General features: G+C 65.4%; 24 protein-coding genes. 14 read left to right on the forward strand and 10 right to left on the reverse strand.

The features are described from left to right. Nucleotides 1-1,622 (forward strand): AMP-binding protein (locus ACZY0B_RS09735; protein ID WP_463763893.1); only part of this gene is annotated, 1,622 nt, incomplete at its 5' end. Between the two features lie 8 nt (nt 1,623-1,630). Here ACZY0B_RS09735 and tpx read toward each other — a convergent pair. Further along, nucleotides 1,631-2,125: a thiol peroxidase gene (gene tpx, locus ACZY0B_RS09740; RefSeq protein WP_463763894.1), complete on the reverse strand. Its 495-nt coding sequence runs from the start codon at nt 2,123-2,125 to the stop codon at nt 1,631-1,633. Between the two features lie 110 nt (nt 2,126-2,235). Between tpx and ACZY0B_RS09745 the strand changes: the two genes are divergently transcribed. Together ACZY0B_RS09745 and ACZY0B_RS09750 are read left to right on the forward strand one after the other, a co-directional pair. Beyond that, nucleotides 2,236-3,186, forward strand: coding sequence for a GlxA family transcriptional regulator (locus ACZY0B_RS09745; RefSeq protein WP_463763895.1), 951 nt, complete (start codon nt 2,236-2,238; stop codon nt 3,184-3,186). 32 nt (nt 3,187-3,218) lie between these two features. Beyond that, entirely contained in the window at nt 3,219-3,962 is a 744-nt protein-coding gene (locus ACZY0B_RS09750) for a DJ-1/PfpI family protein (RefSeq protein ID WP_463763896.1), read from the forward strand. Here ACZY0B_RS09750 and ACZY0B_RS09755 read toward each other — a convergent pair. Further along, nucleotides 3,959-4,438 carry a nuclear transport factor 2 family protein gene (locus tag ACZY0B_RS09755; RefSeq protein WP_463763897.1) on the reverse strand — a complete coding sequence of 160 codons (480 nt, stop codon included), beginning with the start codon at nt 4,436-4,438 and terminating at the stop codon, nt 3,959-3,961. The genes ACZY0B_RS09750 and ACZY0B_RS09755 overlap by 4 nt on opposite strands. A gap of 58 nt (nt 4,439-4,496) precedes the next feature. Here ACZY0B_RS09755 and ACZY0B_RS09760 point away from each other — a divergent pair, with 58 nt between their 5' ends. Further along, a complete protein-coding gene (locus tag ACZY0B_RS09760; RefSeq protein WP_463763898.1) occupies nt 4,497-5,264 on the forward strand; it encodes an SDR family oxidoreductase in 768 nt (255 codons plus the stop codon). A gap of 13 nt (nt 5,265-5,277) precedes the next feature. On the opposite strand, the gene ACZY0B_RS09765 is transcribed toward ACZY0B_RS09760, so the two are convergent. The 3 genes from ACZY0B_RS09765 to ACZY0B_RS09775 are packed head-to-tail and all read right to left on the reverse strand — an operon-like array spanning nt 5,278 to nt 8,609. Next, nucleotides 5,278-6,039 (reverse strand): YqjF family protein, encoded by a 762-nt coding sequence (locus tag ACZY0B_RS09765; RefSeq protein WP_463763899.1) that lies wholly within the window; start codon nt 6,037-6,039, stop codon nt 5,278-5,280. Nucleotides 6,040-6,066: 27 nt separating this feature from the next. Beyond that, complete coding sequence (locus ACZY0B_RS09770; RefSeq protein ID WP_463763900.1) at nt 6,067-6,723, reverse strand: hypothetical protein; 657 nt, start codon at nt 6,721-6,723, stop codon at nt 6,067-6,069. 38 nt (nt 6,724-6,761) lie between these two features. Then, the gene (locus ACZY0B_RS09775) at nt 6,762-8,609 is read right to left on the reverse strand and encodes a fatty acyl-AMP ligase (RefSeq protein WP_463763901.1); all 1,848 of its coding nucleotides are present in this window, start codon (nt 8,607-8,609) and stop codon (nt 6,762-6,764) included. Nucleotides 8,610-8,705: 96 nt separating this feature from the next. Here ACZY0B_RS09775 and ACZY0B_RS09780 point away from each other — a divergent pair, with 96 nt between their 5' ends. From ACZY0B_RS09780 to ACZY0B_RS09805, 6 genes are all read left to right on the forward strand, one after another. Beyond that, nucleotides 8,706-9,083, forward strand: a complete 378-nt coding sequence (locus ACZY0B_RS09780; protein WP_463763902.1) for a hypothetical protein — start codon at nt 8,706-8,708, stop codon at nt 9,081-9,083. A 94-nt stretch (nt 9,084-9,177) separates the two neighbouring features. After that, on the forward strand, nt 9,178-10,584 hold the full coding sequence (locus ACZY0B_RS09785; protein ID WP_463763903.1) for a TIGR00366 family protein: 1,407 nt from the start codon (nt 9,178-9,180) through the stop codon (nt 10,582-10,584). After that, a complete protein-coding gene (locus ACZY0B_RS09790) occupies nt 10,581-12,137 on the forward strand; it encodes an allophanate hydrolase (RefSeq protein ID WP_463763904.1) in 1,557 nt (518 codons plus the stop codon). The genes ACZY0B_RS09785 and ACZY0B_RS09790 overlap by 4 nt, the downstream gene beginning before the upstream one ends. A 93-nt stretch (nt 12,138-12,230) precedes the next feature. Then, on the forward strand, nt 12,231-12,692 hold the full coding sequence (locus ACZY0B_RS09795; protein WP_463763905.1) for an SRPBCC family protein: 462 nt from the start codon (nt 12,231-12,233) through the stop codon (nt 12,690-12,692). 70 nt (nt 12,693-12,762) lie between these two features. Further along, nucleotides 12,763-12,981, forward strand: coding sequence for a hypothetical protein (locus ACZY0B_RS09800; protein WP_463763906.1), 219 nt, complete (start codon nt 12,763-12,765; stop codon nt 12,979-12,981). A 295-nt stretch (nt 12,982-13,276) separates the two neighbouring features. After that, entirely contained in the window at nt 13,277-14,839 is a 1,563-nt protein-coding gene (locus ACZY0B_RS09805) for an FAD-dependent monooxygenase (RefSeq protein ID WP_463763907.1), read from the forward strand. Between the two features lie 3 nt (nt 14,840-14,842). Here ACZY0B_RS09805 and ACZY0B_RS09810 read toward each other — a convergent pair whose 3' ends face one another. From ACZY0B_RS09810 to aceA, 4 genes are all read right to left on the reverse strand, one after another. Beyond that, nucleotides 14,843-16,009 carry an LLM class flavin-dependent oxidoreductase gene (locus ACZY0B_RS09810; protein ID WP_463763908.1) on the reverse strand — a complete coding sequence of 389 codons (1,167 nt, stop codon included), beginning with the start codon at nt 16,007-16,009 and terminating at the stop codon, nt 14,843-14,845. Nucleotides 16,010-16,188: 179 nt separating this feature from the next. Beyond that, on the reverse strand, nt 16,189-16,578 hold the full coding sequence (locus ACZY0B_RS09815) for a hypothetical protein (RefSeq protein WP_463763909.1): 390 nt from the start codon (nt 16,576-16,578) through the stop codon (nt 16,189-16,191). 153 nt (nt 16,579-16,731) lie between these two features. Then, nucleotides 16,732-16,947 (reverse strand): hypothetical protein, encoded by a 216-nt coding sequence (locus ACZY0B_RS09820; protein WP_463763910.1) that lies wholly within the window; start codon nt 16,945-16,947, stop codon nt 16,732-16,734. 374 nt (nt 16,948-17,321) lie between these two features. Further along, a complete protein-coding gene (aceA, locus tag ACZY0B_RS09825) occupies nt 17,322-19,610 on the reverse strand; it encodes an isocitrate lyase ICL2 (RefSeq protein WP_463763911.1) in 2,289 nt (762 codons plus the stop codon). Nucleotides 19,611-19,907: 297 nt separating this feature from the next. On the opposite strand from aceA, the gene ACZY0B_RS09830 reads away from it, so the two are divergent. Beyond that, the gene (locus ACZY0B_RS09830) at nt 19,908-20,321 is read left to right on the forward strand and encodes a hypothetical protein (protein WP_463764038.1); all 414 of its coding nucleotides are present in this window, start codon (nt 19,908-19,910) and stop codon (nt 20,319-20,321) included. On the opposite strand, the gene ACZY0B_RS09835 is transcribed toward ACZY0B_RS09830, so the two are convergent. Then, nucleotides 20,318-21,028 (reverse strand): MBL fold metallo-hydrolase, encoded by a 711-nt coding sequence (locus tag ACZY0B_RS09835; RefSeq protein ID WP_463764039.1) that lies wholly within the window; start codon nt 21,026-21,028, stop codon nt 20,318-20,320. The two genes, ACZY0B_RS09830 and ACZY0B_RS09835, sit on opposite strands and share 4 nt — an antisense overlap. 74 nt (nt 21,029-21,102) lie before the next feature. On the opposite strand from ACZY0B_RS09835, the gene ACZY0B_RS09840 reads away from it, so the two are divergent. From ACZY0B_RS09840 to ACZY0B_RS09850, 3 genes are read left to right on the forward strand one after another with little or no spacing between them, the layout of a single operon-like run. Continuing rightward, nucleotides 21,103-21,417, forward strand: coding sequence for an ArsR/SmtB family transcription factor (locus ACZY0B_RS09840; protein WP_463763912.1), 315 nt, complete (start codon nt 21,103-21,105; stop codon nt 21,415-21,417). After that, complete coding sequence (locus ACZY0B_RS09845; RefSeq protein ID WP_463763913.1) at nt 21,414-21,824, forward strand: SRPBCC family protein; 411 nt, start codon at nt 21,414-21,416, stop codon at nt 21,822-21,824. The genes ACZY0B_RS09840 and ACZY0B_RS09845 overlap by 4 nt, the downstream gene beginning before the upstream one ends. 13 nt (nt 21,825-21,837) lie before the next feature. Then, nucleotides 21,838-22,842, forward strand: a complete 1,005-nt coding sequence (locus tag ACZY0B_RS09850; RefSeq protein WP_463763914.1) for a zinc-binding dehydrogenase — start codon at nt 21,838-21,840, stop codon at nt 22,840-22,842. Nucleotides 22,843-22,856: the final 14 nt, after the last annotated feature.

Below are 22,856 nucleotides of genomic sequence, written 5' to 3' on the forward strand. Positions count from 1 at the left end.
ACGGCGCCGTCGAGTCCTACGACGCGGGGCCCGTCGATACTCCCCTGCTGGACGAGACGATCGGGGCGAATTTCGAGCGCACCGCGCTGAGGTACCCGAACGCCGAGGCTCTTGTCGATGTGGCCGGCGGCAGGCGTTGGACCTACACCGAACTCAACGCCGAAATCGACTGTCTGGCCCGTGCATTGATGGCCATCGGCATCCAGCGCGGGGACAGAGTCGGAATTTGGTCCCCCAACTGCCCGGAATGGATCATCCTCCAGTACGCCACGGCCAAGGTCGGCGCGATTCTCGTCTCGGTCAATCCCGCGTATCGCACTCATGAGTTGTCACATGTGTTGCGCGATTCGGATACTCGACTCTTGGTGTCGGCGACGACCTTCAAGACCTCCGACTATCGCCGGATGATCGAAGAGGTACGTTCCGAGGTCCCGGGGTTGGTCGACGTCGTATTCCTGGGTACCGACGATTGGCAGCGACTGCGGCAGCATGCCGATGAGGTAACGGGTGACGAATTGCGCTGCCGGCTAGCCGCGTTGAATCCATCGGACCCGATCAACATCCAATACACCTCGGGCACAACGGGTTCCCCGAAAGGGGCCGTCCTGTCACACCGGAACATCCTCAACAACGGGTTCTTCGTCACCGAATGCATCAGGCTCGGGCCCGGGGACCGCCTGTGCATCCCGGTGCCCTTCTATCACTGCTTCGGCATGGTGATGGGCAACTTGGGTGCCACCACGCACGGAGCCACCATGGTGATTCCGGCTGCCGGGTTCGATGCCGCCGCGACGCTGGAAGCGATCGAATCCGAGCGCTGCACCGGCCTCTACGGTGTGCCCACGATGTTCATTGCGATGCTCGGCCATCACGACCTCGCCGGCCGCGACGTGTCGTCATTGCGGACCGGGATCATGGCAGGTGCTGCGTGTCCGGTGGAGGTGATGAGGCGCTGCGTCGACGAACTGAACATGGCGGAGCTGTCCATCGCCTATGGCATGACGGAGACATCCCCGGTGTCCTGCCAGACCCTGATCGACGACGACCTGGCGCACCGGACAGCCACCGTGGGCCGGGCTCATCCGCACGTCCAGATCAAGGTGATCGACGCCGGCACCGGCGAGATCGTCAAGCGCGGTCAGCCGGGTGAACTATGCACTCGTGGCTACTCGGTGATGTTGGGTTACTGGCACGACGACGACAAAACCCGCGAGGTCATCGATCACGACGGCTGGATGCACACCGGCGATCTGGCGGTGATGCAAGACGACGGCTATTGCGCAGTTGTCGGGCGCATCAAGGATGTCGTCATCCGGGGCGGCGAGAACCTCTATCCGCGCGAGATCGAGGACTTTCTGCACAGCCACCCCGACATCGATGACGTGCAGGTCGTCGGCGTTCCCGACGCCAAGTACGGCGAGGAAGTCTGCGCCTGGATCAAAATGCGGCCAGACAGTCGGCCGTTGGACGCCGAAGCCGTCCGGACCTTCTGCGCCGGGAAGCTCGCGCACTACAAGATTCCCCGTTATGTCCACATCGTCGACGAGTTCCCGATGACCGTCACCGGAAAGGTGCGCAAAGTCGACATGCGAGCCGAAACGGTCCGACTGCTTGGGTTATGACCCGAAGGTCAGCCCAGCGCTGCCAGCGCTGCGTCGTAATCGGGTTCCTCGGCGATCTCGGGCACCAATTGCGCGTACGCAACGTTGCCATCGGCGCCGATCACCACGACCGCCCGGCCGAGTAGCCCGGCCATCGGGCCGTCGGTGATCGTGATGCCGTAGTCCTCGCCGAAGCTGTCGCGGAATGCCGACGCCGTGGTGACGTTCTCGATCCCCTCCGCGCCGCAGAAGCGCTTCTGCGCGAACGGCAGGTCCTTGGATACGTTCACCACGGTCGCGCCCCCTCCGGCGGCACGCTCATTGAATTTCCGCACGCTCGTCGCGCACACCGGGGTATCGATGGACGGAAAGATGTTCAGCAGCACGGACTTACCGCTGAACTGGTCGCTGGTGACCGCGCCCAGATCGGAGCCGGTCAAACTAAAGGCTGGGGCCTTCGATCCGACGGCGGGTAGCTCGCCGACAGTGTTGATCGCATTTCCACGCAGGGTTATCTGTGCCATGGACACAGTCTGCCAAGGCCGATCAAACGGCCTGGGGCCAGGTCCGGATGTCCTAATTCGTGGGGTACCAGGCCTAGACGACACGCCCCGGCCCGGCCGACACTGATTCCATGGTTCGCAAGGTCGTCATCGTGGGCTTCCCGGGTGTCCAGGCACTCGATGTGGTCGGGCCGCACGACGTGTTCACCGGCGCTGCGCTGCTGACCGACGGTGGCTACGACGTCGTCGTGGCCTCGGTCGACGGCCAGCCGATCAGCACCGCGACCGGGCTCGCGTTCGTGGGCACCCCGCTGCCTGACCCGCACGAGCAGATCGACACTGTCGTAGTGCCGGGCGGCGGAGGCGTCGACGGCGCGCGGTCGAATGCTGAGCTCGTGGCCTGGATCAAAGCTGTCGCGGGCACCGCCCGCCGCGTCGTCACCGTCTGCACGGGTGCGTTCCTCGCGGCCGAGGCGGGGCTGCTGGACGGTTGCCGCGCGACCACCCACTGGGCCTTCGCCGAGCGTCTGGCCGATGAGTTCCCCGCTATCGACGTCGACCCCGACCCGATCTTCGTCAGGAGTTCCGACACGGTGTGGACCGCCGCGGGGGTGGCCGCGGGCATCGATCTCGCGCTCTCGCTGGTCGAGGACGACCACGGAACCGAGATCGCGCAGACGGTCGCCCGCTGGATGGTGCTGTATCTGCGTCGCCCCGGCGGGCAGACCCAATTCGCGGCGCCGGTGTGGATACCGCGGGCCAAACGTACCTGCATCCGCGAGGTGCAGGAGGCCATCGAGGCGCAGCCGGGCGCCGCGCACAGCATCGGTGATCTGGCCCGTCGGGCGACGATGAGCCCGCGCCATTTCACCCGGGTGTTCACCGACGAGGTGGGCGAGGCGCCCGGCCACTACGTCGAACGTGTTCGCACCGAAGCCGCGCGCCGCCAGTTGGAACAGACCGACGACACCGTCGTTGCCATCGCGTCGCGGTGTGGCTTCGGCACCGCGGAAACCATGCGCCGCAACTTCATTCGACGTATTGGCGTTTCACCAGATCAATACCGCAAGGCCTTCGCTTAATTGTCGAGGCCTCAGTCAGAAAGGACCGTCCGATGACCCAAATTGCGTTCGTGGCCTATCCCGGATTCACAGCGCTGGACATGATCGGCCCGTATGAGGTGCTGCGCAACCTGCCGGGTGCCGACGTGCGGTTCGTCTGGCATGAACCCGGACCGATCACGGCTGACTCGGGCGTGCTGGTCATCGGCGCCACGCATTCGCTGGCCGAAACCCCTTCGCCCGACCTCATTCTCGTGCCCGGCGGTCCGTCGACTCCGGTGCATGCGCGTGACGAGGTGTTGCTGGACTGGCTGCGTGGAGCTCATCGAACCGCTGGATGGACGGCGTCGGTGTGCTCGGGCTCGGTGATCCTGGCCGCGGCCGGTTTGCTTGAGGGTCGGCGTGCTACGTCGCATTGGTTGGCGCTACCCATGCTGAAGGGATTCGGCGCGATCCCGGTCAATGACGAGCGGGTCGTGCGCCAGGACAACGTCATCACCAGTGCGGGGGTTTCCGCGGGACTCGACCTCGCGTTCTGGCTGGCCGGTGAGATCGGCGGCGAGGGCCGCGCCAAGGCGATCCAGCTCGCGATCGAGTACGACCCGCAGCCACCGTTCGACTCCGGTCACATGTCGAAGGCGTCGGCAACCACGAAAGCTGCTGCCGCCGCGTTGCTCTCCAAAGACAGCGCCAAGCCGGCCAATCTCAAGGCAACGACGCTGATCGCCTGGGAGAAGGCGCTGTCGGCGGTCCGGTCACGCCGCCGGAAACGACAGCCGGACCTCTCGTCGGCCTAGCTCGGGTTGGGTTGCAAGAAGTCGGTTGACGCGAACTGCCCGCCGGCCTGCATCCAGGCGGCGACAGCGCCTGGCGCATCGCGGTTGGGGTTGTAGATGTCCTCCTCACTGGAGAACAGCCCGTTGCCGGCGTACACCAGGCGAGTCCAGTTCGGGAACCAGAACGGCTCCCCGTTCGGGTCGGTCGGGTGGTCGAGCAGATTCTTGATCATGATGACGACGGCGTCATTGTCGTCGTCGTAGGCGATCCAGTCGCTGGGAAAGCGCATGTGCGGAAACGGTGCCATGACGGCAACGATCCATTCCCGCACCGCCTCGCGGCCGTGAAAGACCCCGTAATGGTGTTCGATGTAGACAACGTCCTCAGTGAATAAATCCGCAAAAGGCGCCCAGTCGCCAGAAGCGCTGCACCCTTCCGCCACAGTTGTGTAGTGCTCGACGGCTTGCTCGATTTCGGCCCTGCTGAAGTTGCCCATAGCCGACACACTAGAACGTGTTCTGGTTTTTGGTGGCTCGTCTGGATAGGGATATCGAATGAGCGTATTGGACTTGTTTGACTTGCACGGCAGGACGGCTCTGGTGACCGGGGCGTCCAGCGGCATCGGCAAAAAGGTGGCAGAGGCATACCTGCAAGCGGGTGCCCAAGTGGCCATCGCGGCACGGCATTTCGAGGTCTTGGAAACGGTCGCCGCCGAGCTCGCCTCGGCCGGTGGCAGGGTCATTCCGATCGGTTGTGACGTGACCCGACCCGATCAGGTGAACCGAATGGTCGACCAAGTGATCGCGGAGTTGGGCGGTCTCGACATCGCCGTCTGCAACGCGGGGATCATCAATCTGAAAGCGATGCTGGACATGTCGCCGGAGGAATTCCAGGCCATCCAGGACACCAATGTGACCGGCGTATTCCTCACCGCGCAGGCGGCGGCCCGGGCAATGGTCGCCCAGGGCCGCGGCGGCGCCATCATCAACACCGCCTCGATGTCGGGACACATCATCAACGTCCCGCAACAGGCGGGCCATTACTGCACCTCCAAGGCCGCCGTCATCCACCTGACCAAGGCGATGGCCGTGGAGCTCGCGCCGCACAACATCCGGGTGAACAGCGTCAGCCCGGGCTACATCCTCACCGAGCTCGTCGAACCGATGGCGGATTATCACCGGCTGTGGGAGCCGAAGATTCCGCTCGGCCGCATCGGCCGGCCGGAGGAACTCACCGGCCTGTACGTCTACCTGGCCAGCGACGCGTCCAGCTACATGACCGGCTCCGACGTCGTCATCGACGGCGGTTACACGATCCTGTGAGATCGCGGCCGCCTCACTGAACCGGGCAGGGGCGGCCGAAGCGGGTTCGTACACCGGGCGAGAAGAGGGCGCGCAGGCGATCGCCGGCCGGCCGCACCGCACCGGCGTCGACCAGTTCGTCACTCAGCTCGACTATTGCCGCCGCGCGCAACGGCCACCGTCCATGCTCGTTCGGCACCCACCAGGTGCGGCCGGCCGATTCGGTGTGAGCGCCCCAACGCGCGGTGAGCCAGATCTCCAGCGGCGTCGGCTCCACCGCGTCGCCGATGGCGACGGTCAGCCGGCTGCACAGGCCGCGGCGCGGCCACCGGCGCACGCTGTAATACGAGATGTGGTCACCATCGCGCGTCATCCGCATCTTCGCCCAGGTGTAGGGGACGCCGAGGCCGATCCGGGTGACGGGTACGACGGCCAGGCGAGCTGTTTCCAGCGACCGGAACAGGACCCCGTGCCGGCCGGCGTCGTCGATCGAATACAGCCGGACGTTGGTCTCCAGGAAGCTGCCGAAGTACGGAAGCGGAAGCGTGGTACCGAGTTTGGTGCTCGTCATCATGAACGGGACCAATGCCACGTAGGTCAGCCCGTCGGCGAAAACGTCGGGACGCGTCCCGGGCGGGTACAGGTGCGCGACGGTGTCGGGTTGTACCGGCCAGTGGATGAACGTCAGGTCGCTCCACTGCTGGTCGAAGGTGACCGGGCCGGGCAGGGGTGGCGGAGTGACGGGATAGCCGGCGAGCACCCCATCGGGTTGGGCCGGCTGGCCGGGCATCGTCATCTCGTCATGGTGGCACGCCCGCGCGACTTATCCCTCGATCTCACCGGAGATCCCGCGTTCGATGCTGGCCTGTGTGCTGGCGGGCAATACGATCAGGCCATCGAGTTCTTTACGGGCCGACTCGTAGGCATTCCGACGCTCTTGCGGCGCGGCGGCGGAGTCCGACGCCATTCTCAACAGACTCTGGGCGCGAGCAAACCGCTGCTGTTCGTCACGTGAGAAGTCGTTGCGCCGCCTGCGTATCGCCTCCGCCTCGGCGATGTTGAACGCGGTCACGTAATCCTCCACGGCGACTTGATATTTGGTGGCGGCTTCGCGGTCGTCGAGGAGATCTTCGGCCTTGATGGGCCGCAACAGGTCGGCCCGGAGCTTGGCTTTGTGAAAGGCGGCGGTGAGCGGATCGCGCAGATCCGTCATCACCGGGAAGTCGAGCAGCTTGGCAAAGTCGAGCTCGTAGGCCAGCCAGCGTGTGTCGGTGCGGCTGTGCTCATCCAAGATCCGTCGCACCGATTGCCATTGGGCGGCTGAGGCGTTGGCGATGGGCTCGGGCGGCGCGGCCGCGGGCTCCATTGCTTCGGAGGCTCGGCGTTTGTTGGCACCGAAGGCGCGTACCGCACCGATGGCCAGACCTACCAGTGGCAGCAGCAGAATCAGGAATTCCGCCAGCCGGATGAGTAGACCCATATGGCCAGAATGCCACCCGGAATCGTTGCACCGGGTGGTTAACGCGCGCCCAGCGTGCCATCGAGGTACTGGGTGCGGCAGGCCAGGCGAGCCAGCTTCCCACTGGTGGTGCGGGGAATGGCGCCGGCCGGCAGCAGGCGCACGTCGGATGCGGTGAGACCGTGCCGGTGTAGTACCGCGGCCTTGATCGCCTCGATTGCCGGCTGCGGGTCGTCGCGGCTGGTGCCCGCCGCGCGTTCGGCGATGATCACCAAGGTGGCGTCGGAGTCCGGCACCTCGTTGCCCGGCACCGAGAATGCCGTCACATATCCGCGCCGTACCATCGGCGACGCCTCGGCGACGGTGGCTTCGATGTCCTGCGGATAGTGGTTGCGGCCGCCGATGATCACCAGATCCGCGATACGGCCGGCGATGTAGATCTCGCCGTCGAGATAGACGCCCAAGTCGCCGGTTCGCAGCCACGGGCTTTCGGCCGCCGAGCCTTCGGCGCGGCTGCTGTGCGCCAGCCGCGATTGCAGCCGTGCGTGGAATGCCCGCTCGGTTTCTTCGGGGCGTCCCCAATAGCCCCGGCCAACGTTGTCGCCCTGCAACCAGACTTCGCCGACCGCGCCGTCGGTTAGCTCGGCAGCTGTATCGGGGTCGACGATCACGGCCCGCAGACTGCGAGCGATCCGGCCGCACGACACCTGGGGCACGGCACTGGGGGCATCCGCTCCGACGCGCACCGCGCGGCCCGCGCCCAGCTGTTCTCGGTCCAGGTAGACGACCTTCGCCTCGGCGCTCGGTTCGATCGTTGCGATCAACAGCGTCGCCTCCGCGATCCCGTACGAGGGCTTGAATGCCGTGCGCGGCAACCCATAGGGGGCGAACGCTTTGTTGAACGTCGCGATGGCCTCGATGCTGACCGGCTCGGAGCCGATGATCAGCACGACATTGCTCAGGTCGATGTCGTCGCCCGCCGCGGGCAGGCCGCGCTGTGCCGTCCACTCGTAGGCGAAGTTGGGCGCGGCGGTGACGACGTTGCCTTGCCTCGACGCCGCCGACAACGCCTGAATCCATCGCTGCGGCCGACGCACAAACGCGGTCGGCGACATCAGGGTGGAATGGCCGCCGTACACCGCGGGAAAGCCGATCATCGACAGCCCCATGTCGTGGTAGAGCGGCAACCAGCTCACGCCGTGGGTGTTCCGGTTCAGCAGATCGATCGACAGAATCATCTGCGTCAGGTTGACGCCCACTGCCCGGTGCGTAATCTCCACGCCAACTGGCGGCCGGGTCGAACCCGACGTGTATTGCAAGTGGGAAACCCGGTCGACATCCAGCTCCACGGGGACGAACGAGTCCCCCGCCGAGTCGGGGATCTGATCGATCACGACGACATGCGGCTTCCGCAGCTGCGTGCCATGCATCAGAAACTCTTCCACCGCGCCCTTCGCCGCCGCGGTCGTCAGCACCACGGTCGGCTCGGAATCGCGAAGCGCCGTCTCCAGACGCTCGGCATGACCCGGCAGTTCGGGCGCGAACAACGGCACCGCGATGGTTCCCGCCTTGACCGCGGCGTAGAAGCCGGCGACGTAGTCGATGCCTTGCGGCGCAAGGATCGCCACTCGATCGCCCTCGCCCGCGAGCCGCTGGATGCGCGCGGCGATGGCTTGCAATCGGACACCCAGTTGGGCCCACGTGACTTCGAGCGCGTGTCCTTCGGTGCGGGCGTAGTCCAGGTAGCGATACGCCACGGAATCACCGACATTTGTGATGTTGCGCTCGATCAGCGAAATCAGTGTGGTTCCCGGCGGCAAAGAGACGTTGCCGTCGGCGTCCAGGCAATCCTCTATTCGTAGCAGGCCTTTTGGAGCCACGGAGTCCTGTCGGGAACCATCATCCATATCCGCAGTCTAGGTGCGCTCCGAGACTGCCCTCCGGGTCGAGTCTTCGGCTAGAGTCCGAGCCGAGACCGTCGCGGGGGCGTAGAAGGAGCAACAGTGGATGCTCGCGACCAGCACCCCGTGACCCGCGACGACGCCCTGGCTCGAGTGCTCGACTACCGCACGCGCGGGCGGGCGAGAGCGATACCGGTACGGGCGGGCCTCGCGGTCCTCGGTGGCGTGCTGCTCGTCGCTTCCATTCCGCTCACCGTGTTGCTCCCCGAGTTCGGCATCCCGGCGCTACTGATCGCCTTTCGGCTCCTGGCGGTCGAAGCCCTTTGGGCGGCGCGCGCCTATGCCTGGACCGATTGGCGCTTTGCCCAAATGCAGCACTGGTTCCATCGCCAATCCCGCGTTGTTCGCGCCGTCATCGTCACGGTTCTGATTCTGCTGGCGGTGGCAATAGTCGTTGTCTTTATCTACGAGTTCGTCTAAAGCCATGTGCCGGTAACCAATCTAGAGTTACCTGAGCGATTCCACTATTCAACGCGACGACCACGCGGGCGCATCATCGCGGTAAAGGCGGGCAATGACGACCACAAAAGACGAACATGTCGGACGTCGCGGCTTCATGCAGCGCCTCACCATGCTCTGCGTTCGGTATGTCGAACGCTTGATGCCAGACCCGTATTTGTTCGCGATCGTCCTGACCCTGATCGTGGTCGCACTCGTCGCGGGGTTCGTCCGGGACGCGACGCCCGCCGGCGTGCTGAAAGCCTGGTATGGCGGAGTGTGGGGATCGCAGAATATCTTCACCTTCGCGTTCCAGATGGTGCTCGTATTGGTCACCGGTTACACACTGGCCGAGGCGCCAATCGTGAAACGGGCCATCATGGGCCTCGCGAGTAAGCCGACGAATCAGGTTCAGGGAGCCTTGCTGTGTTTCGGCGTCAGCAGCGTCTTCTCGCTGTTGAACTGGGGTTTGGGTCTGGTGTCCGGCGCGCTGGTTGCGCGTCAGGTCGCAAAACGGCTTCCCGGTGTGCATTTCGGCTACCTGATCGCGACGGGGTTTATGGGTTACCTCGTGTGGACGCAGGGCCTGTCGTCATCGATCGCGCTGGCCAATACCGATACGACCAGCCCCATCAACGTTATTCACAAGATGACCGGAACGATCGTGCCGTTGAGGTTGACGATCTTCCAGCCCTACAGCTGGGTCGCCGTCGTCGCGATGGTCGCACTTGTCGCCATCACGATCTGGCGGATGGAGCCCGATGAAAGTCTGGAACCCGATCCCGCCGTGTTCGACGAAGAGCCCACGCCCGATACGCCGGAGGGCCCCCGGACATTCGCCGAGCGGCTGGAGAATCTGTGGATCCTCAATGTGCTTGTGTTCGCCGCGGGCATAACGTATTTCGTGCTGAGCGGTTTTGCGCTGAACATCTCGTCGATGATCATGTTGTTCACCGTCACCAGCGCGCTGTTGCACGGTACACCGATTCGATTCATCCGCGCGTTTTCTGGTGCGGCGAAGGTGTCCGGCCCATTACTACTGCAATATCCGTTGTATGGGGGCATCGCCGGTCTGCTGGGTTACCTGCCGCCGGGGTCGGGCAGAGCGCTGCAGACGGTGCTCGCCGAGGCCCTGGTGCGGGGTGCGGATCAGTTCACGCTCCCGTTCCTGACGTTCGTGGGCTCGGTCATCATCTCGCTGTTCGTACCGTCGGGCGGCGGACACTGGGCGGTGCAGGGGCCGATCGCGGTGGGCTCGGCGCTTGCCATCGGCCAACACTCGCCGGCGTACCTTGGGCTGATCTCGATGTCCGTGGCGGTCGGTGAGGGGGTCGCGAACATGGTTCAGCCGTTCTGGCTATTGCCGGTGCTCGCGATCGCAAAGCTCAATGTGCGTCAGGTGATGGGCTTTACGGTGATCGCGTTCCTGATCGGTTTCGCGGTGTCGGGCGCCGCGGTCCTCATCGCACCCCACGTCCTGTGAAGTCTTCGGCCGCAACGCATCTCTCGCCCACCGGGCGGGTGTCCGCCGCGTACCGGCGGATCGCCGAAGCCGACCGGCCCGAGGTCTGGATCACGCTGCGCGATCGCGACGATGTGCTCAGTGACGCCGCTGCCGTCGAACAACGGGTCTGCGCGGGAGAGCGCTTGCCCCTGGCGGGACTATTGGTCGCGGTCAAGGACAACATCGACGTCGTGGGTTTGCCGACCACCGCGGGGTGCGCAGAGTTCGCCTATCAGCCGGCAACCACTGCGGTCGCCGTTGAACGACTCCGCAATGCGGGGGCCGTCGTTCTCGGCAAGACGAACCTCGACCAATTCGGTTGCGGTTTGGTCGGCACCCGCAGTCCCTATGGTGCCGTGCGCAATTCGCACCATCCAGGCTTGGTCTCGGGAGGGTCCAGTTCCGGTTCCGCGGTCGCCGTCGCGCTGGGCATCGCCGATATCGGCATCGGCACCGACACCGCAGGATCGGTTCGGGTCCCCGCCGCGCTCAACGGTCTGGTCGGCATCAAAGCCACCCTCGGGATCATCCCCACCCACGGTGTCGTTCCGGCCTGCGCCAGCTACGACGCGGTCGCCGTCCTCGCCGCGAATCTCGACCTGGCCACCGCCGCCGTCGCCGTGATGGCCGGCCCCGATGTGCACGACCCCGGCAGCCGCCCCTGGCCTGCCGACGTTCGGCTCGCCGCGCCCGGCGCTCCCCGGCTGGCAATTCCGGAGGCCGCGAACCTCACGGCACTCAGTCCCGGCTACCGCTACGCGTTCGAGCAGTCCGTGCGTCTTGCCACGGATGCCGGGCTGAGCGTCAAACCGATCGATATCTCGGTTCTGCTGGACGCGGCTTTGCTGCTCTATGACGGCGCACTCGTCGCTGAACGATACGCAGCAGTCGGAGAGTTTCTTGACACCGCACCAGCAAGCGCCGATCCCGTGGTTTCGTCGATCATCACCGCGGCCCGCGCGGTCACCGGCCCCGCGTTCGCCGCCGACCTGGACGCATTGGCACGCGCGCGGGTCCACGCCGGGTGCCTCCTCGACGGTTTCGATGCGTTGCTGTTGCCCACCACCACCGAACATCCGACGTTGAGCGAGGTCGATGCCGATCCCGTCGGTATCAACCGCCGGATGGGGACCTACACCAATTTCTGCAATCTGCTCGACATGGCCGCGGTCACCGTTCCCAGTGCGCCGACACAAGCGGGCACTCCGTTCGGGGTGACGATCGTCGTCCCCGCCTTCCACGATCAAATCGCTGCCGACATCGGGGCACGATTGACCGGCACATCCTCCACTCTGTTGACCCGAACCGGCGTCGACCTGGCGGTGTTCGGCCCCCATCTACGTGGACACAAACTGCACTGGCAACTCGAGCAACTCGGCGCCCGGTTCGCCGGGCAGATCTGGACGACCGAAGGCCACCCGGGCGAATTGTTCCGGATCTCCGAAGCCGGCCTCGGGCGCTTCCTGTCGGCCCTGACCAACGTCGAACTCGAGGACGGCCGCACCGTCATCGGTGTGACGGCCGATGACTGATTGCCTCGAAAAGCGTTAGATCCGAGGCGGGCGCGACCTAATGTCCACCGGCCGGCCTCGGGGTCAGTGGCTCTCGCGGTAGGGTACGCGGCTATGTCTGGTCGCAAGTTTTCGTTCGAGGTCAACCGGACCAGTAGTGCGCCCGCCGCGACGGTGTTCGGGCTTCTGGCCGACGGCGCCAACTGGTCGAGCTGGGCCAAGCCGGTGGTCGTCAGTTCGAGTTGGGCCCGCCAAGGCGATCCGGCACCGGGCGGTGTCGGGGCGATTCGCAAAATCGGAGTGTGGCCAATCCTGGCGCAGGAGGAGATCGTCGAGTACGAGCAGGACCGTCGGCAGGTCTACAAGGTGCTTGCGCCTCCGTCCCCGGCAAAGGACTACTTCGGCGAGGTGGTCTTGACCCCGAATGCGGCAGGCGGTACCGACATCCGCTGGTCGGGCTCGTTCGTCGAGGGGGTTCGCGGGACCGGGCCGGCGACGCGGGCCGCGCTGGGTGGGGCGGTCAAGCTTCTCGCGGATCGACTGGTGAAGACGGCCGACCGCGAATCGAGCCGCTGACCCACTCCGTTTTTTCGTTGACTATCAAGCTGTTTCACCTAGCGCATGACGGCCGCACGAAGCGGCCGCCATGCTTCCGGCAGGACTAGGGGCCGGGGTGTTCCTCGACCCATTGGCCCTGTTGCTCAGCTTGCTGAGCCTGCTGTTGGGCCGCTTCGTTTTGTTGTTCGGCCTGCTGCTGGGCCTGTTGCATCTGCTGCAGCGCCTGCTGCTCCTGTTGTTGAGCTTGATCGTCGCCGTTATCGGTGGCGAAGCCACCACGCCCGAGGCCCGGTGGGCTCTGGGGTAACAGCGACTCAATGGCCGTATCGGCCACGCGCACTTGTCCGAGCATTGTGGCCTCGGGGCGCGCCGTGTCGGATAGCGCGAGCATCGCGGCGGCTGCGGCGCCGGCGAAAATCAGTTGAACTATTCGCAATTGCCGGCGACGTGGGCCGGCTGCCTGTATTTGGGGGGTCATCCTTCCGGTTTGCGCCTCATGACTAGCCGGAAGCTAGGTTGCGGCTGTCGCCCGGGTATGAGATCACGCGTTGTCACGCAGCTCGACGGTTATCGAGTCGAACGCGCGTATTAAGATTGACTAAGTGATTGACGTCGTCATCGCGGGTGGCGGTCCCAACGGGCTGATGCTGGCCGGCGAACTGGCCTTGAACGGGATCCGGCCGGTGGTGCTGGAGCGGATGCACGGCCCTAATCCCCTACGGCGGGCCAACGGCGTTATCGGCCAAGGGGTTCGGATCCTGGACCATCGCGGCCTCTACGGCACACTCGCGGGAACAGCGGAGCCACCTGCGCTCAACCCTCGGCCGATGTTTGCCGCTTTCGCGTTGGATCTCGCGCTGATGCCCGAGTCGCAGGTGTTCCTGCTGCCCGTTCAGCAACCCAGGCTTGTTGAGGTCCTTGCGGATCGGGCCAGCGAATACGACGTGGATATTCGTTGGGGTCACGCACTGATCGGTTTCACCCAGGACGCAGCGGGCGTCAGCATGGAAGTCGACGGGCCGGGCGGCGCCTATCAGCTGCGCGCGAAGTACCTCATCGGCGCCGACGGCGGCACCAGCCTGACTCGCAAGTTGGCCGGCATCGATTTCCCCGGGATGTCGTCGTACGACCTGATTGCCCGGATGGGATTCGACGTGCTGCCGCCTGCGGACTGGGTCGACCCGGTCAGCGGCGGGCTGGACATCCCGGGGTTTGGCCGAGTGCCACCGCTGCAGTTCCATCGAGCCGATCAGGGGGTTTTCGCGTACGGCGCGCTCGGCGGCCGCGCCGCGGTGATCGTCTTCGAGCTGGACAGATCGGCTCGCGAGGAACGCGTTGACGATAGCGACGACCAACCGCCGATGAGCCTGCCCGAATTGGAGGCCAGCGCCAAGCGGGTGCTCGGCGCCGACGTACCGCTGCGGCCCGCATCGCCCGACGAACCGCTGGATCTGCGCAGATTTTGCGGGATCAATTCGCGGATCGCGTCGCGGTACCGGGTGGGGCGGGTGATTCTGGTCGGCGACGCTGCGCACGTCCACTCCCCGATGGGTGGACCGGGACTCAACCTGGGCTTGCAAGATGCGGTGAATCTTGGCTGGAAGCTCGCGGCGGTATTGCGCGGGCGCGTTGACCCTGCAGTGCTTGACAGCTACGAAGTAGAGCGCCGGCCCGCTGCCGAGCGGGTCATCATGCACAGCCGGGCGCAACTGGCACTCGTCCGGCCCGGGCCCGAGGTCACCGCGCTGCGGCAGCTCTTTTCGGAGCTACTCACCGATTCCGGTATCGCCCGTCGTCTGAGTGACCTGATATCCGGAGCCGAAAACCGGTACAGCACAGACCCCGACGCGCACCCGCTGACTGGGCACTGGGTGCCCGAGTTCGGCGTGGCCAACGGCGGTGAAACAAAACGCGTTGCCGAGCTGGCCCGCACCGGGCGACCCCTGCTACTCGATCTCACCGAATCGGGCGGAGTGGCGGCCGCGGTGGCGGCTGCCCCGGACCTGCTCACCGTCGCCACCGGATATCCGATTGGCGACGTGGCGGCCACCGCGCTGCTGGTGCGCCCCGATGGCTATGTGGCGTGGGCGTCGTCGGCGGCCGCACCCGGCGTGGACGATCTGGGTGGTCTGCGCGGTGCGCTCGCGCGGTGGTTCGGACTGTGAGCGCTACGTCTTCGCGTTGAGTTCGTCCTGATACTTCTTGGTCATGTGCTCGACGGCCTGATTCTGTGACTCCGCGAGCCCTTCCCGGGCTTCGCTGGCGCGCGCGGCCGCATCCAGTGTCGGCTGCGCCTGACCCTGGAAGTGCGGCATCACTTCGGCGGCGAACAACTCGGCCGACCGTTTGGTGGCCGCGGGATTGGCCCACTCGTGGCCCATCTGCAGCATGCAGCCGAACCCGCCGGACTGATCCCACATCCGCTGCACCTGCGCCCGCGCCCGCTCCGGCGTGCCGATCACACCCGCGCCGTTCTCGTTGATGACGTCGATCATTTCGTCGATCTGTTCTCCCGGCATGGTCATCTGCGGGAACGCGGCCACCTTCTGGAAGTACCGGAACCAGGGCTCGAGGCCGAACTTCACGTCCTCGCGGGCTTGCTCGTCGGTTTCGGCGATGTGGAACGGCCCGACCAGGCTCCAGTTCCGGCGATCGACCTTGGTGCCGAACACCGCAGCGCGTTCTTCGACGATGTCCCAGTGATACTGCAGCGCGTTGAAGCCCTCGATGGTCAGGGTCGCCCCGATGGACAGCAGGCCGATGCCATGCTTGCCGGCCAGCCGGGCTCCGGTCGGCGAGGCGACTGCGGCGACCGCCAGCGGGATGCCGTCTTCGGAGTAGGGCTTCAGTTGCAGCTTGGCGTTGTGCAATTCGTGGGTGGGGGTCTTGGCGCTGACCGTTTCGCCCGCCAACAGCCGGACCACGATGTCAAGGTTGGTTTCCAATAGCTCACGGGTATCGGTCGGCGTCAGCCCGATCATCGACGAGTCGCTGGGCAGCGACCCCGGCCCCATGCCGCCGATCACGCGACCGTGGGTGAGGTGATCCAGCAGCATCAATCGGTCGGCGACCCACAGCGGGTTGTGGTACGCGAGCGAGATGACTCCGGTGCAGAGCTTGATCCACTTGGTCCGCTCCGCGGCGGCAGCGATGAAGACCTCAGGCGAACTGATGATTTCGCTGCCGGCCGAGTGATGCTCGCCGATCCACGCTTCGTCGAAGCCCAGGGCATCAAGGTGTTCGACGAACTCTAGATCCCGCTGCAACGCCAGCGTCGGGTTGGTGCCAGCGCGGTGGAATGGCGCGATGAAATATCCAAACCTGAGCTTCGCCATTGAAGGTCTCCTTGCAGTCGCGTTGCGGAGAACCATAACTCAGGCCGGCAAGCCTCAGGGAGGATCAGCGGCCTTGACGTCGTCGATTGTCTCGACCGCGATATTGCTCAGCCGAGGGGGCCAGACCTACCTGGCCCCCTCGGCTACCGCGAGCAAGTCTTAGTGGTGCAAGGGCGCGATCAGCTGTGGCCGCAGATGTTGCCGACGCAGCCACCGCCGCCGCCGGGTCCGCCACCACCGCCGCCGACGCCCGGGATGCTGCCGCTACCGCCGCCGGGTCCGCCACCACCGGTGGGGCCGCCGGGAACGCTGCCACCGCCGCCGCCGGGTCCGCCACCACCGGTGGGGCCGCCGGGAACGCTGCCACCGCCGCCGCCCGGTCCGCCACCGCCAGTGGGGCCACCGGTATCCGGGGCCGCGGACGGCGCGACGCTGGACGTCGAAGTGGTTGTCGTGGTTGTCGTTGTGCTGCTGCTGGGTGCCTTATTGCCGCCGCCGCACCCGACCGCCAACACGAGCATGGCCGCACCGCCGAAAACCGCAGCCGCCGTCCGAGCTTCCGATCTCATCAGACTCCCCACTCTCTACGACTCTTCTGCAAACTCATTGGTTGTTACCCGCTCACGTCGCCCGCAAACCGCATGGATCGGGCCGGACATGACGATGGCCCATCTCGGGGCGGAGATGGGCCATCGATGGGCCGGCCTTGGGCGCTCGGCGGCCTAGCAGTTGAGTCCGGAGATGCAGGCGGTGAGGACGGCCGTGTGGACGCTGCCCGCGGATGCTGCGTTCGCCGGCGCGACGGTCGACAAAGCGTGACTTGGCGGTGCCGGCGCCGGGGCGACGGGGCCGGCACCGAGACCGCCGAAGGCGACGGCGAAAGCGAGTGCGGCGGCTCCGCTGAACGTGGTGACCGTCATCTTGGTCTGGGACTTCACCGGTCTGTCCTCTCTATCGGGGTCCATCAGGGGCATAAGTCGCTTGACAGCTAAATGCTACACCTATGCAATAGTTGCTGGAGGACAACGTTCACCTAGGGATCTGTAGTGTGATGACTTTGATGCTTTGGGGTCCGGGGATTCATGGGCCCACCGGGCATGTCTAGGCGGTAGAGAAACCCCGCCCCGGCGGGCGATGCCATTGGCCCGCACGAGGGATGGCGGACTCCGACTGCTGCGTTGATGCCGCGATCGGCAAACTCGCGAACCGCCGCACGACGGCTTCACGAGGTGCCCCATTGGGGCGCGGCAAGCCACGATGTCACGAAAGATGAAGTCTACCAAGCAGTTTCGCGACTGATTGGCCCGGAAAACTAGTCTTCCTTGGTGATCAGCTTCCGCAGTGCCACCCGATCGGGCTTGAGCAGTTCGGTGATTCGCGGCTTGTTCACCTCGGCGACGATGATCTCGCCGACCTCCGGGTAGACCTCGCTGAAGATGCCGTGGGACTTCATCTTCTCGGTCTGATAGAGGTTGTCCTCGGTCGGCGTCACGTAGTACACCGCGTCGGCCTTGAAGCGGTGCACCAGCCAGAGGTGTATCAGGGTCATGAGTCGCTTCTGGCGCAGCTTCTCGCCGAAGGTGTTCTGATCGCGCACCTGAAGGATGCTGCGGCCGTGACGGTCTTTGATCGGGTCGACGACGACGTTGGCGAGCTGCTCCTCACCGCTGCCGTAGATCCCGAGTTCGAGCACATCCGAGCCGGCGCGGCGGGGCCGCAGCGTGACACGGAGTTTCTCGCCGATCTGGTAGTGCTCGCTCCACAGCGCCAGCCACTCCTCCAGCAGCTTCTTGGGCACCTCGGTCTGCACCAGGTGCTGGTGCTGGGTCGAGCCCTTGCCCATCGCCTTCGTGGTTGCGGTGCGCCCCGACGAAGCGGCCAGCGCGGCGTCGCTGCGCGGGCCGCCAACCAAAGTCTGCGGCGTCCGGTAGGGCGACTCGACCAGGCGCATCTTGCGCTGCAGGCGAGCCAAGGCCAGCATGCCGTCTTGCCTGAGGTTGGTGGCGAACTCCTCGGCGGCGACGCCGTCGATCTGATGCCCGCCGTAGGTGATGAAGTTGAAGACGAAGCCCATCTTGCCGAGCTCTTCGGGAAAACGCTTCATCTCCTCGTCGGTCATTCCGGTGGTGTCCCAGTTGAACGACGGCGACAGGTTGTAGGCCAGCATCTGGTCAGGGAACTCGGCGTGAATCGCGTCGGCGAATTCTTTGGCGTCGGCCAGATCTGCGGTCTTCGTCTCCATCCAGAGGATGTCGGCGAACGGCGCGGCCGCGAGCGACTTGGCGATCGCATACGGAATGCCCCCGCGGACCTGGTAATAGCCTTCGGGGGTTCTGGCCAGCTCCGGGCTCCACGGCGGGTCGGTGCCCAACTCCCTCGCCTTTTCCCGGGCCGCGTACTGCGACGTCCGCCCGGCGAACTGCCGCCACTCATCGGGGCTCATGCTCGCCGGCTCGCCTTCGCTCTCACCGAACGTCAGCACTTCCGCCACGGCATCGCTGTAGGTCATCAGCCCGGCGTCGTCTTCCCATGCGGCGATGAACCGAGACTCGACCTGGTCGAAAAGGTCGTCGATCGCATCCTTTCCGTTCTCCCGCCAGGTGTTGACGGCGTCGGCGACGAGGCCGAGGATGCCTTGGCGCTCAAGCCACGCGCTGGCGATGCCGTACTCGGCATCGGCGAGCGCATACAAACGATGACCGTTGAGCTGCTTGACGCCCAGCTCGTAGAAGCGCCTCATCAGCGCCAGGAAACACGACTTGTACGACGGGATGCCCAAGTTGGTAGCCCCTAGCAGGAACGGCTGGTCGCGCTCGTCGGAGTTGCTGTCGATCAGGTTGGCCGCCTCGGCGTCGGTGCGCGCGACGATGATGCCCGGCACCCGCATGACGTCGAGTTGGAAGCGTGCGGCATTGAGGCGCTTGATCTGTTCGTCGGACGGAACCAGAACCTTGCCGCCCTGATGACCGCACTTCTTGGTACCCGGACGCTGGTCTTCGATGTGGTAGCCGGGAACGCCGACTTCGGCGAAGCGGCGGATCAGGTTGCGCACGTGCGGATCACCGCCGTGACCGGTGTCGGCATCGGCAATGATGAACGGCCGAAAGTCATACTGCTTGGCCGTGGCGCGCTGCTGCTCGCTCATCTGCAGCCACTGGTAGTGCTGGTTGCGGTCCGCGGTGAGAAGCGCGCGCACTAGCACCGCGGCATCTTCGGGCACCTGGCTCAGTGGATAACTGGCGAGGTCGGGCCCGGGATCCTCGGTCGTGGACCCCTTGGCGGAAGTTGCCCAACCGCCGAGGTAGATCCCCTCGATGCCCATCCGCTTCATACTCACTGCCTGTCCGGGTGAGTACGGCCCGAAGGTCGTGATGCTCTTCTTCGACGCGAAAAGTTCGCGTAGGTGGGGATAGAACGCCCTTGCCGCTTCCCGGGCCACGGTGTAGTCGGTCGGTATCGTGCCGCGTTGCTCTACTACCTGGCGGGCCGTATAGAGGCGAATAATCCCGGCAAAGCGTGGGTCGTCGAAGTATCGCTGCGTGGCGGCGACGTCTTGTTCGAACGGGGCGGGGACCTCGGTGTCCGCGTCGATGATGGCCATGGCCTTACGCTCCTCTGTCAGCAGGATTCCGCTGACCGTGAGTCTAGCCCCGGACCCGCTATTTCAATCATGATTAATTGACCGGTTACCGAGCCGGGCCAAACCCGTTGCCGCACCCCGTACTCCAGGGTCATAGATCACCGAAGCGCGGGCCCGGGCCCGCCGGGTCCCGTTATTGCGGACTCTCTAAGAGATTGCGGTGCAATGCTTTTCGACGGGACCGTCGCCGCCATGCTCGTTCGGACGGCGGAATGGGACACCATCCGGCAAACTGCATAGACGGGTAAATGAAAAGAAATCCACCTCGGCCAGCAAACTTCGAGTAAGGTCGTTCCGGTGCAGACGGAATTGCGCTACGAGCGTTGGTATGTGCTGCTATCCACGCCGCTGGGTCTCGGGCCCAAAAGCAGCGAGGTGCGGGTCGAAGACGGGACTCTGCACGTAAAGATGGGCTGGGCGTTTGAAGCCCATATCCCGGTCGCGTCGATCGTTCGCGCCGCAGCGAGCGATGAGCGTGCATTCACCGCGGGCGTTCACTACTCAAACGGTCGCTGGCTGGTCAACGGCTCGCGCAAAGGACTGGTGGCGTTGACGATCGAGCCTCCGGTACAGGCGAAAGTCCCACTGACGTCAACGACGCTGCGCTCGTTGGTACTCAGCGTGACCGATCCGGACGCGCTCATCGCCGCGTGCACAGTCGCGGCCGGTTAACCCGAACGTCGTTGTAACCAAGCCCGCTGGCGGCGGATGAACTCCGCGTCGACAATCTTCCCGTGACCCGGGACGTAGATCGCTGCGCGCCCGCCGATCGCCCGCACCCGATCAAGCGTTGCGGGCCAGGCAGCCACGTCGGAGTCGGCGTCGATGAACGGGTCGGCAGACTCTTCAACGAGGTCACCGGTGAATATCACGACTCGGTCATCGTCATGGTCCAACCCGGGCACAACCACGACCAAGTCCGACGTGGTGTGCCCGCGGCCCGGGTGAGTGATCCGCACCTCGCGGTCGCCCAGATCGACAACGGCGTCGTAGATCCCGCGCTGTGGCGGCCGCAACGCCGCGATCGCCCGGTCGATCTCGGCGGCGTCCGCGCCATAGCTGAGTGCATGCTCCCGAATCTGGTCGTGGGCCGACGACAGGTAATCGACAACCTCCGGCGCGCAGTAGATCGCGGCCCCGGCGAACCGCGACGAACCCAGGACATGGTCGAAGTGCTTGTGCGTCAACACGATATGGGTGACCGGAACTCCGGCGAGCTGTCGGACATCCTCGTCGATCGCGGCCGCCTCGGTCAGCGTTGTGCCGGTGTCGACGAGTAAGGCTCCAGCGCTTCCGCGCACCAGGCCAATTGTGACGTCGCAGAACGGAAGCCGGCAGCGATGCACGCTAGGGGTCAGCCGCTCCCAGGCGAATCGCATAACAGAAGGTAGCGCGTGGACCAATGTGTCGGGAATAGTTGACATGTCGGGAATTTCCGACATATAGTGCCGACGTGGCGACTTCGGACCGCGTCTTTCTCGCCCTGGCGAATCCGGTGCGGCGGGAGCTGTTGGAGATTCTGACGCGCCAGCAACTATCCGCCGGGGAACTCAGTGACCGGTTCGAGCTCAGTCGCCCCGCCGTCGCCGAGCATCTCAAGGTGCTACGTGACGCCGGGCTGGTTGCCGACGAGCCGCAAGGCCGCCGCCGCATCTACCGCCTGACCGCGGAACCACTCGCCGAACTCGGCGAGTGGCTGCACCCCTTCGAAAAGTTCTGGCGCGGACGGCTGGCCGCGCTCGCCGACGTAGCAGAGGAGCTGAAATGAATCAGACGTCATCACCTGCGACGATCACGGTCGACCAATTCGTGGCCGCGCCGCCGGAGACGGTGTGGCGGTTGCTGACCGAACCCGAGCTGATGCGGCTCTGGTGGGCCGAGGGGCAAGTGGCCGCGGTCGTCGGCCACCAGTTCGTCCTCGACATGCCCGGCTACGGCAAGCAACTCTGCAAGGTGCTCGAGGTCGATGCACCGCACCGTTTCGTCTACACCTTCACCCCAGCTTGGACGCTCACCTGGCGCCTGGAACCCGACGGTGCCGGTGCCCGAGTGTTCTTGGAGCACAGTGGCTTTGACCTGGATGACACCAGGATGGCTCAGGCCTTCGACCGCATGGGTTCCGGGTGGCGCGATGTGGTACTCCCCCGCCTTGCTGAGGCGGCGGCACAAACGTAGAGAAAGGATCGAGATGCGCGCAGTCGTCATCACCAAGCACGGGGATCCGTCGGTCTTGCAGGTGCAGGAGCGCCCCGACCCGTCCCCGCCGGGCCCGGGTCAGCTGCAGGTCGCGGTCCGTGCCGCTGGGGTGAACTTCGCCGATCACCTCGCCCGCGTCGGGATGTATCCCGACGCGCCGAAACTTCCGGCGATCGTTGGCTACGAAGTTGCCGGGACCGTCACGGCCGTCGGCGACGGCGTCGACCCGAACCGGGTCGGCGAACGGGTTTTGGCCGGAACGCGATTCGGCGGCTACGCCGAAATCGTCAACGTTGCCGCCAACGATTCCGTGGTGCTGCCCGACGCGCTGAGCTTCGAACAGGGCGCCGCCGTCCCGGTCAACTATGCGACGGCGTGGGCGGCGCTACACGGCTATGGCTCGCTGCGCCGCGGCGAGCGGGTGTTGATTCACGCCGCGGCCGGCGGTGTTGGCACCGCGGCCATCCAGTTCGCAAAGGCTGCCGGCGCCGAAGTGCACCGCACCGCGTCGCCGGCCAAGCATCAGAAGCTGGCCGAGTTCGGCGTGGACCGTGCGATCGACTACCGCCGCGACGGCTGGTGGAAGGACGTCGGACCTTACGACCTGATCCTCGATGCCCTCGGCGGAACGTCACTGCGGCGGTCATATGAGTTGCTGCGCCCCGGCGGAAGGCTGGTCGGCTATGGCGTTTCGGCGATGCAGCAGGGCGAGAAGCGCTCGCTACGCAGGGCGGTGCCCCACGCGTTGTCGATGATGCGCGGTTTCAACCTGCTCACCCAGTTGCAGGACTCGAAGGGCGTCATCGGCCTGAACATGCTGCGGTTGTGGGACGACCGCGGCACCCTCGAACCCTGGATCACCCCGTTGACCGAGGGGCTGCACAACGGCACGATCTGCCCCATCGTGCATGCGGCGGTGCCGTTCGCCGAGGCGCCCGAGGCGCACCGGATCCTGGCGGCGCGGGAGAACGTCGGCAAGGTTGTGCTGGTGCCGTGAGTCAATGCGTCGGG

It is taken from the genome of Mycobacterium sp. IDUB_19, assembly GCF_055419445.1.

Coding starts and splice junctions, on each gene's coding strand:
- ACZY0B_RS09810 (WP_463763908.1), bottom strand. CDS start 16,009: ATGGCGAAGCTCAGGTTTGGATATTTCATCGCGCCATTCCACCGCGCT.
- ACZY0B_RS09775 (WP_463763901.1), bottom strand. CDS start 8,609: ATGGATGATGGTTCCCGACAGGACTCCGTGGCTCCAAAAGGCCTGCTA.
- ACZY0B_RS09800 (WP_463763906.1), top strand. CDS start 12,763: ATGCTTCCGGCAGGACTAGGGGCCGGGGTGTTCCTCGACCCATTGGCC.
- ACZY0B_RS09750 (WP_463763896.1), top strand. CDS start 3,219: ATGACCCAAATTGCGTTCGTGGCCTATCCCGGATTCACAGCGCTGGAC.
- ACZY0B_RS09815 (WP_463763909.1), bottom strand. CDS start 16,578: ATGAGATCGGAAGCTCGGACGGCGGCTGCGGTTTTCGGCGGTGCGGCC.
- ACZY0B_RS09765 (WP_463763899.1), bottom strand. CDS start 6,039: ATGACGATGCCCGGCCAGCCGGCCCAACCCGATGGGGTGCTCGCCGGC.
- ACZY0B_RS09770 (WP_463763900.1), bottom strand. CDS start 6,723: ATGGGTCTACTCATCCGGCTGGCGGAATTCCTGATTCTGCTGCTGCCA.
- ACZY0B_RS09745 (WP_463763895.1), top strand. CDS start 2,236: ATGGTTCGCAAGGTCGTCATCGTGGGCTTCCCGGGTGTCCAGGCACTC.
- ACZY0B_RS09845 (WP_463763913.1), top strand. CDS start 21,414: ATGAATCAGACGTCATCACCTGCGACGATCACGGTCGACCAATTCGTG.
- ACZY0B_RS09795 (WP_463763905.1), top strand. CDS start 12,231: ATGTCTGGTCGCAAGTTTTCGTTCGAGGTCAACCGGACCAGTAGTGCG.
- ACZY0B_RS09760 (WP_463763898.1), top strand. CDS start 4,497: ATGAGCGTATTGGACTTGTTTGACTTGCACGGCAGGACGGCTCTGGTG.
- ACZY0B_RS09785 (WP_463763903.1), top strand. CDS start 9,178: ATGACGACCACAAAAGACGAACATGTCGGACGTCGCGGCTTCATGCAG.
- aceA (WP_463763911.1), bottom strand. CDS start 19,610: ATGGCCATCATCGACGCGGACACCGAGGTCCCCGCCCCGTTCGAACAA.
- ACZY0B_RS09850 (WP_463763914.1), top strand. CDS start 21,838: ATGCGCGCAGTCGTCATCACCAAGCACGGGGATCCGTCGGTCTTGCAG.
- tpx (WP_463763894.1), bottom strand. CDS start 2,125: ATGGCACAGATAACCCTGCGTGGAAATGCGATCAACACTGTCGGCGAG.
- ACZY0B_RS09835 (WP_463764039.1), bottom strand. CDS start 21,028: ATGCGATTCGCCTGGGAGCGGCTGACCCCTAGCGTGCATCGCTGCCGG.
- ACZY0B_RS09755 (WP_463763897.1), bottom strand. CDS start 4,438: ATGGGCAACTTCAGCAGGGCCGAAATCGAGCAAGCCGTCGAGCACTAC.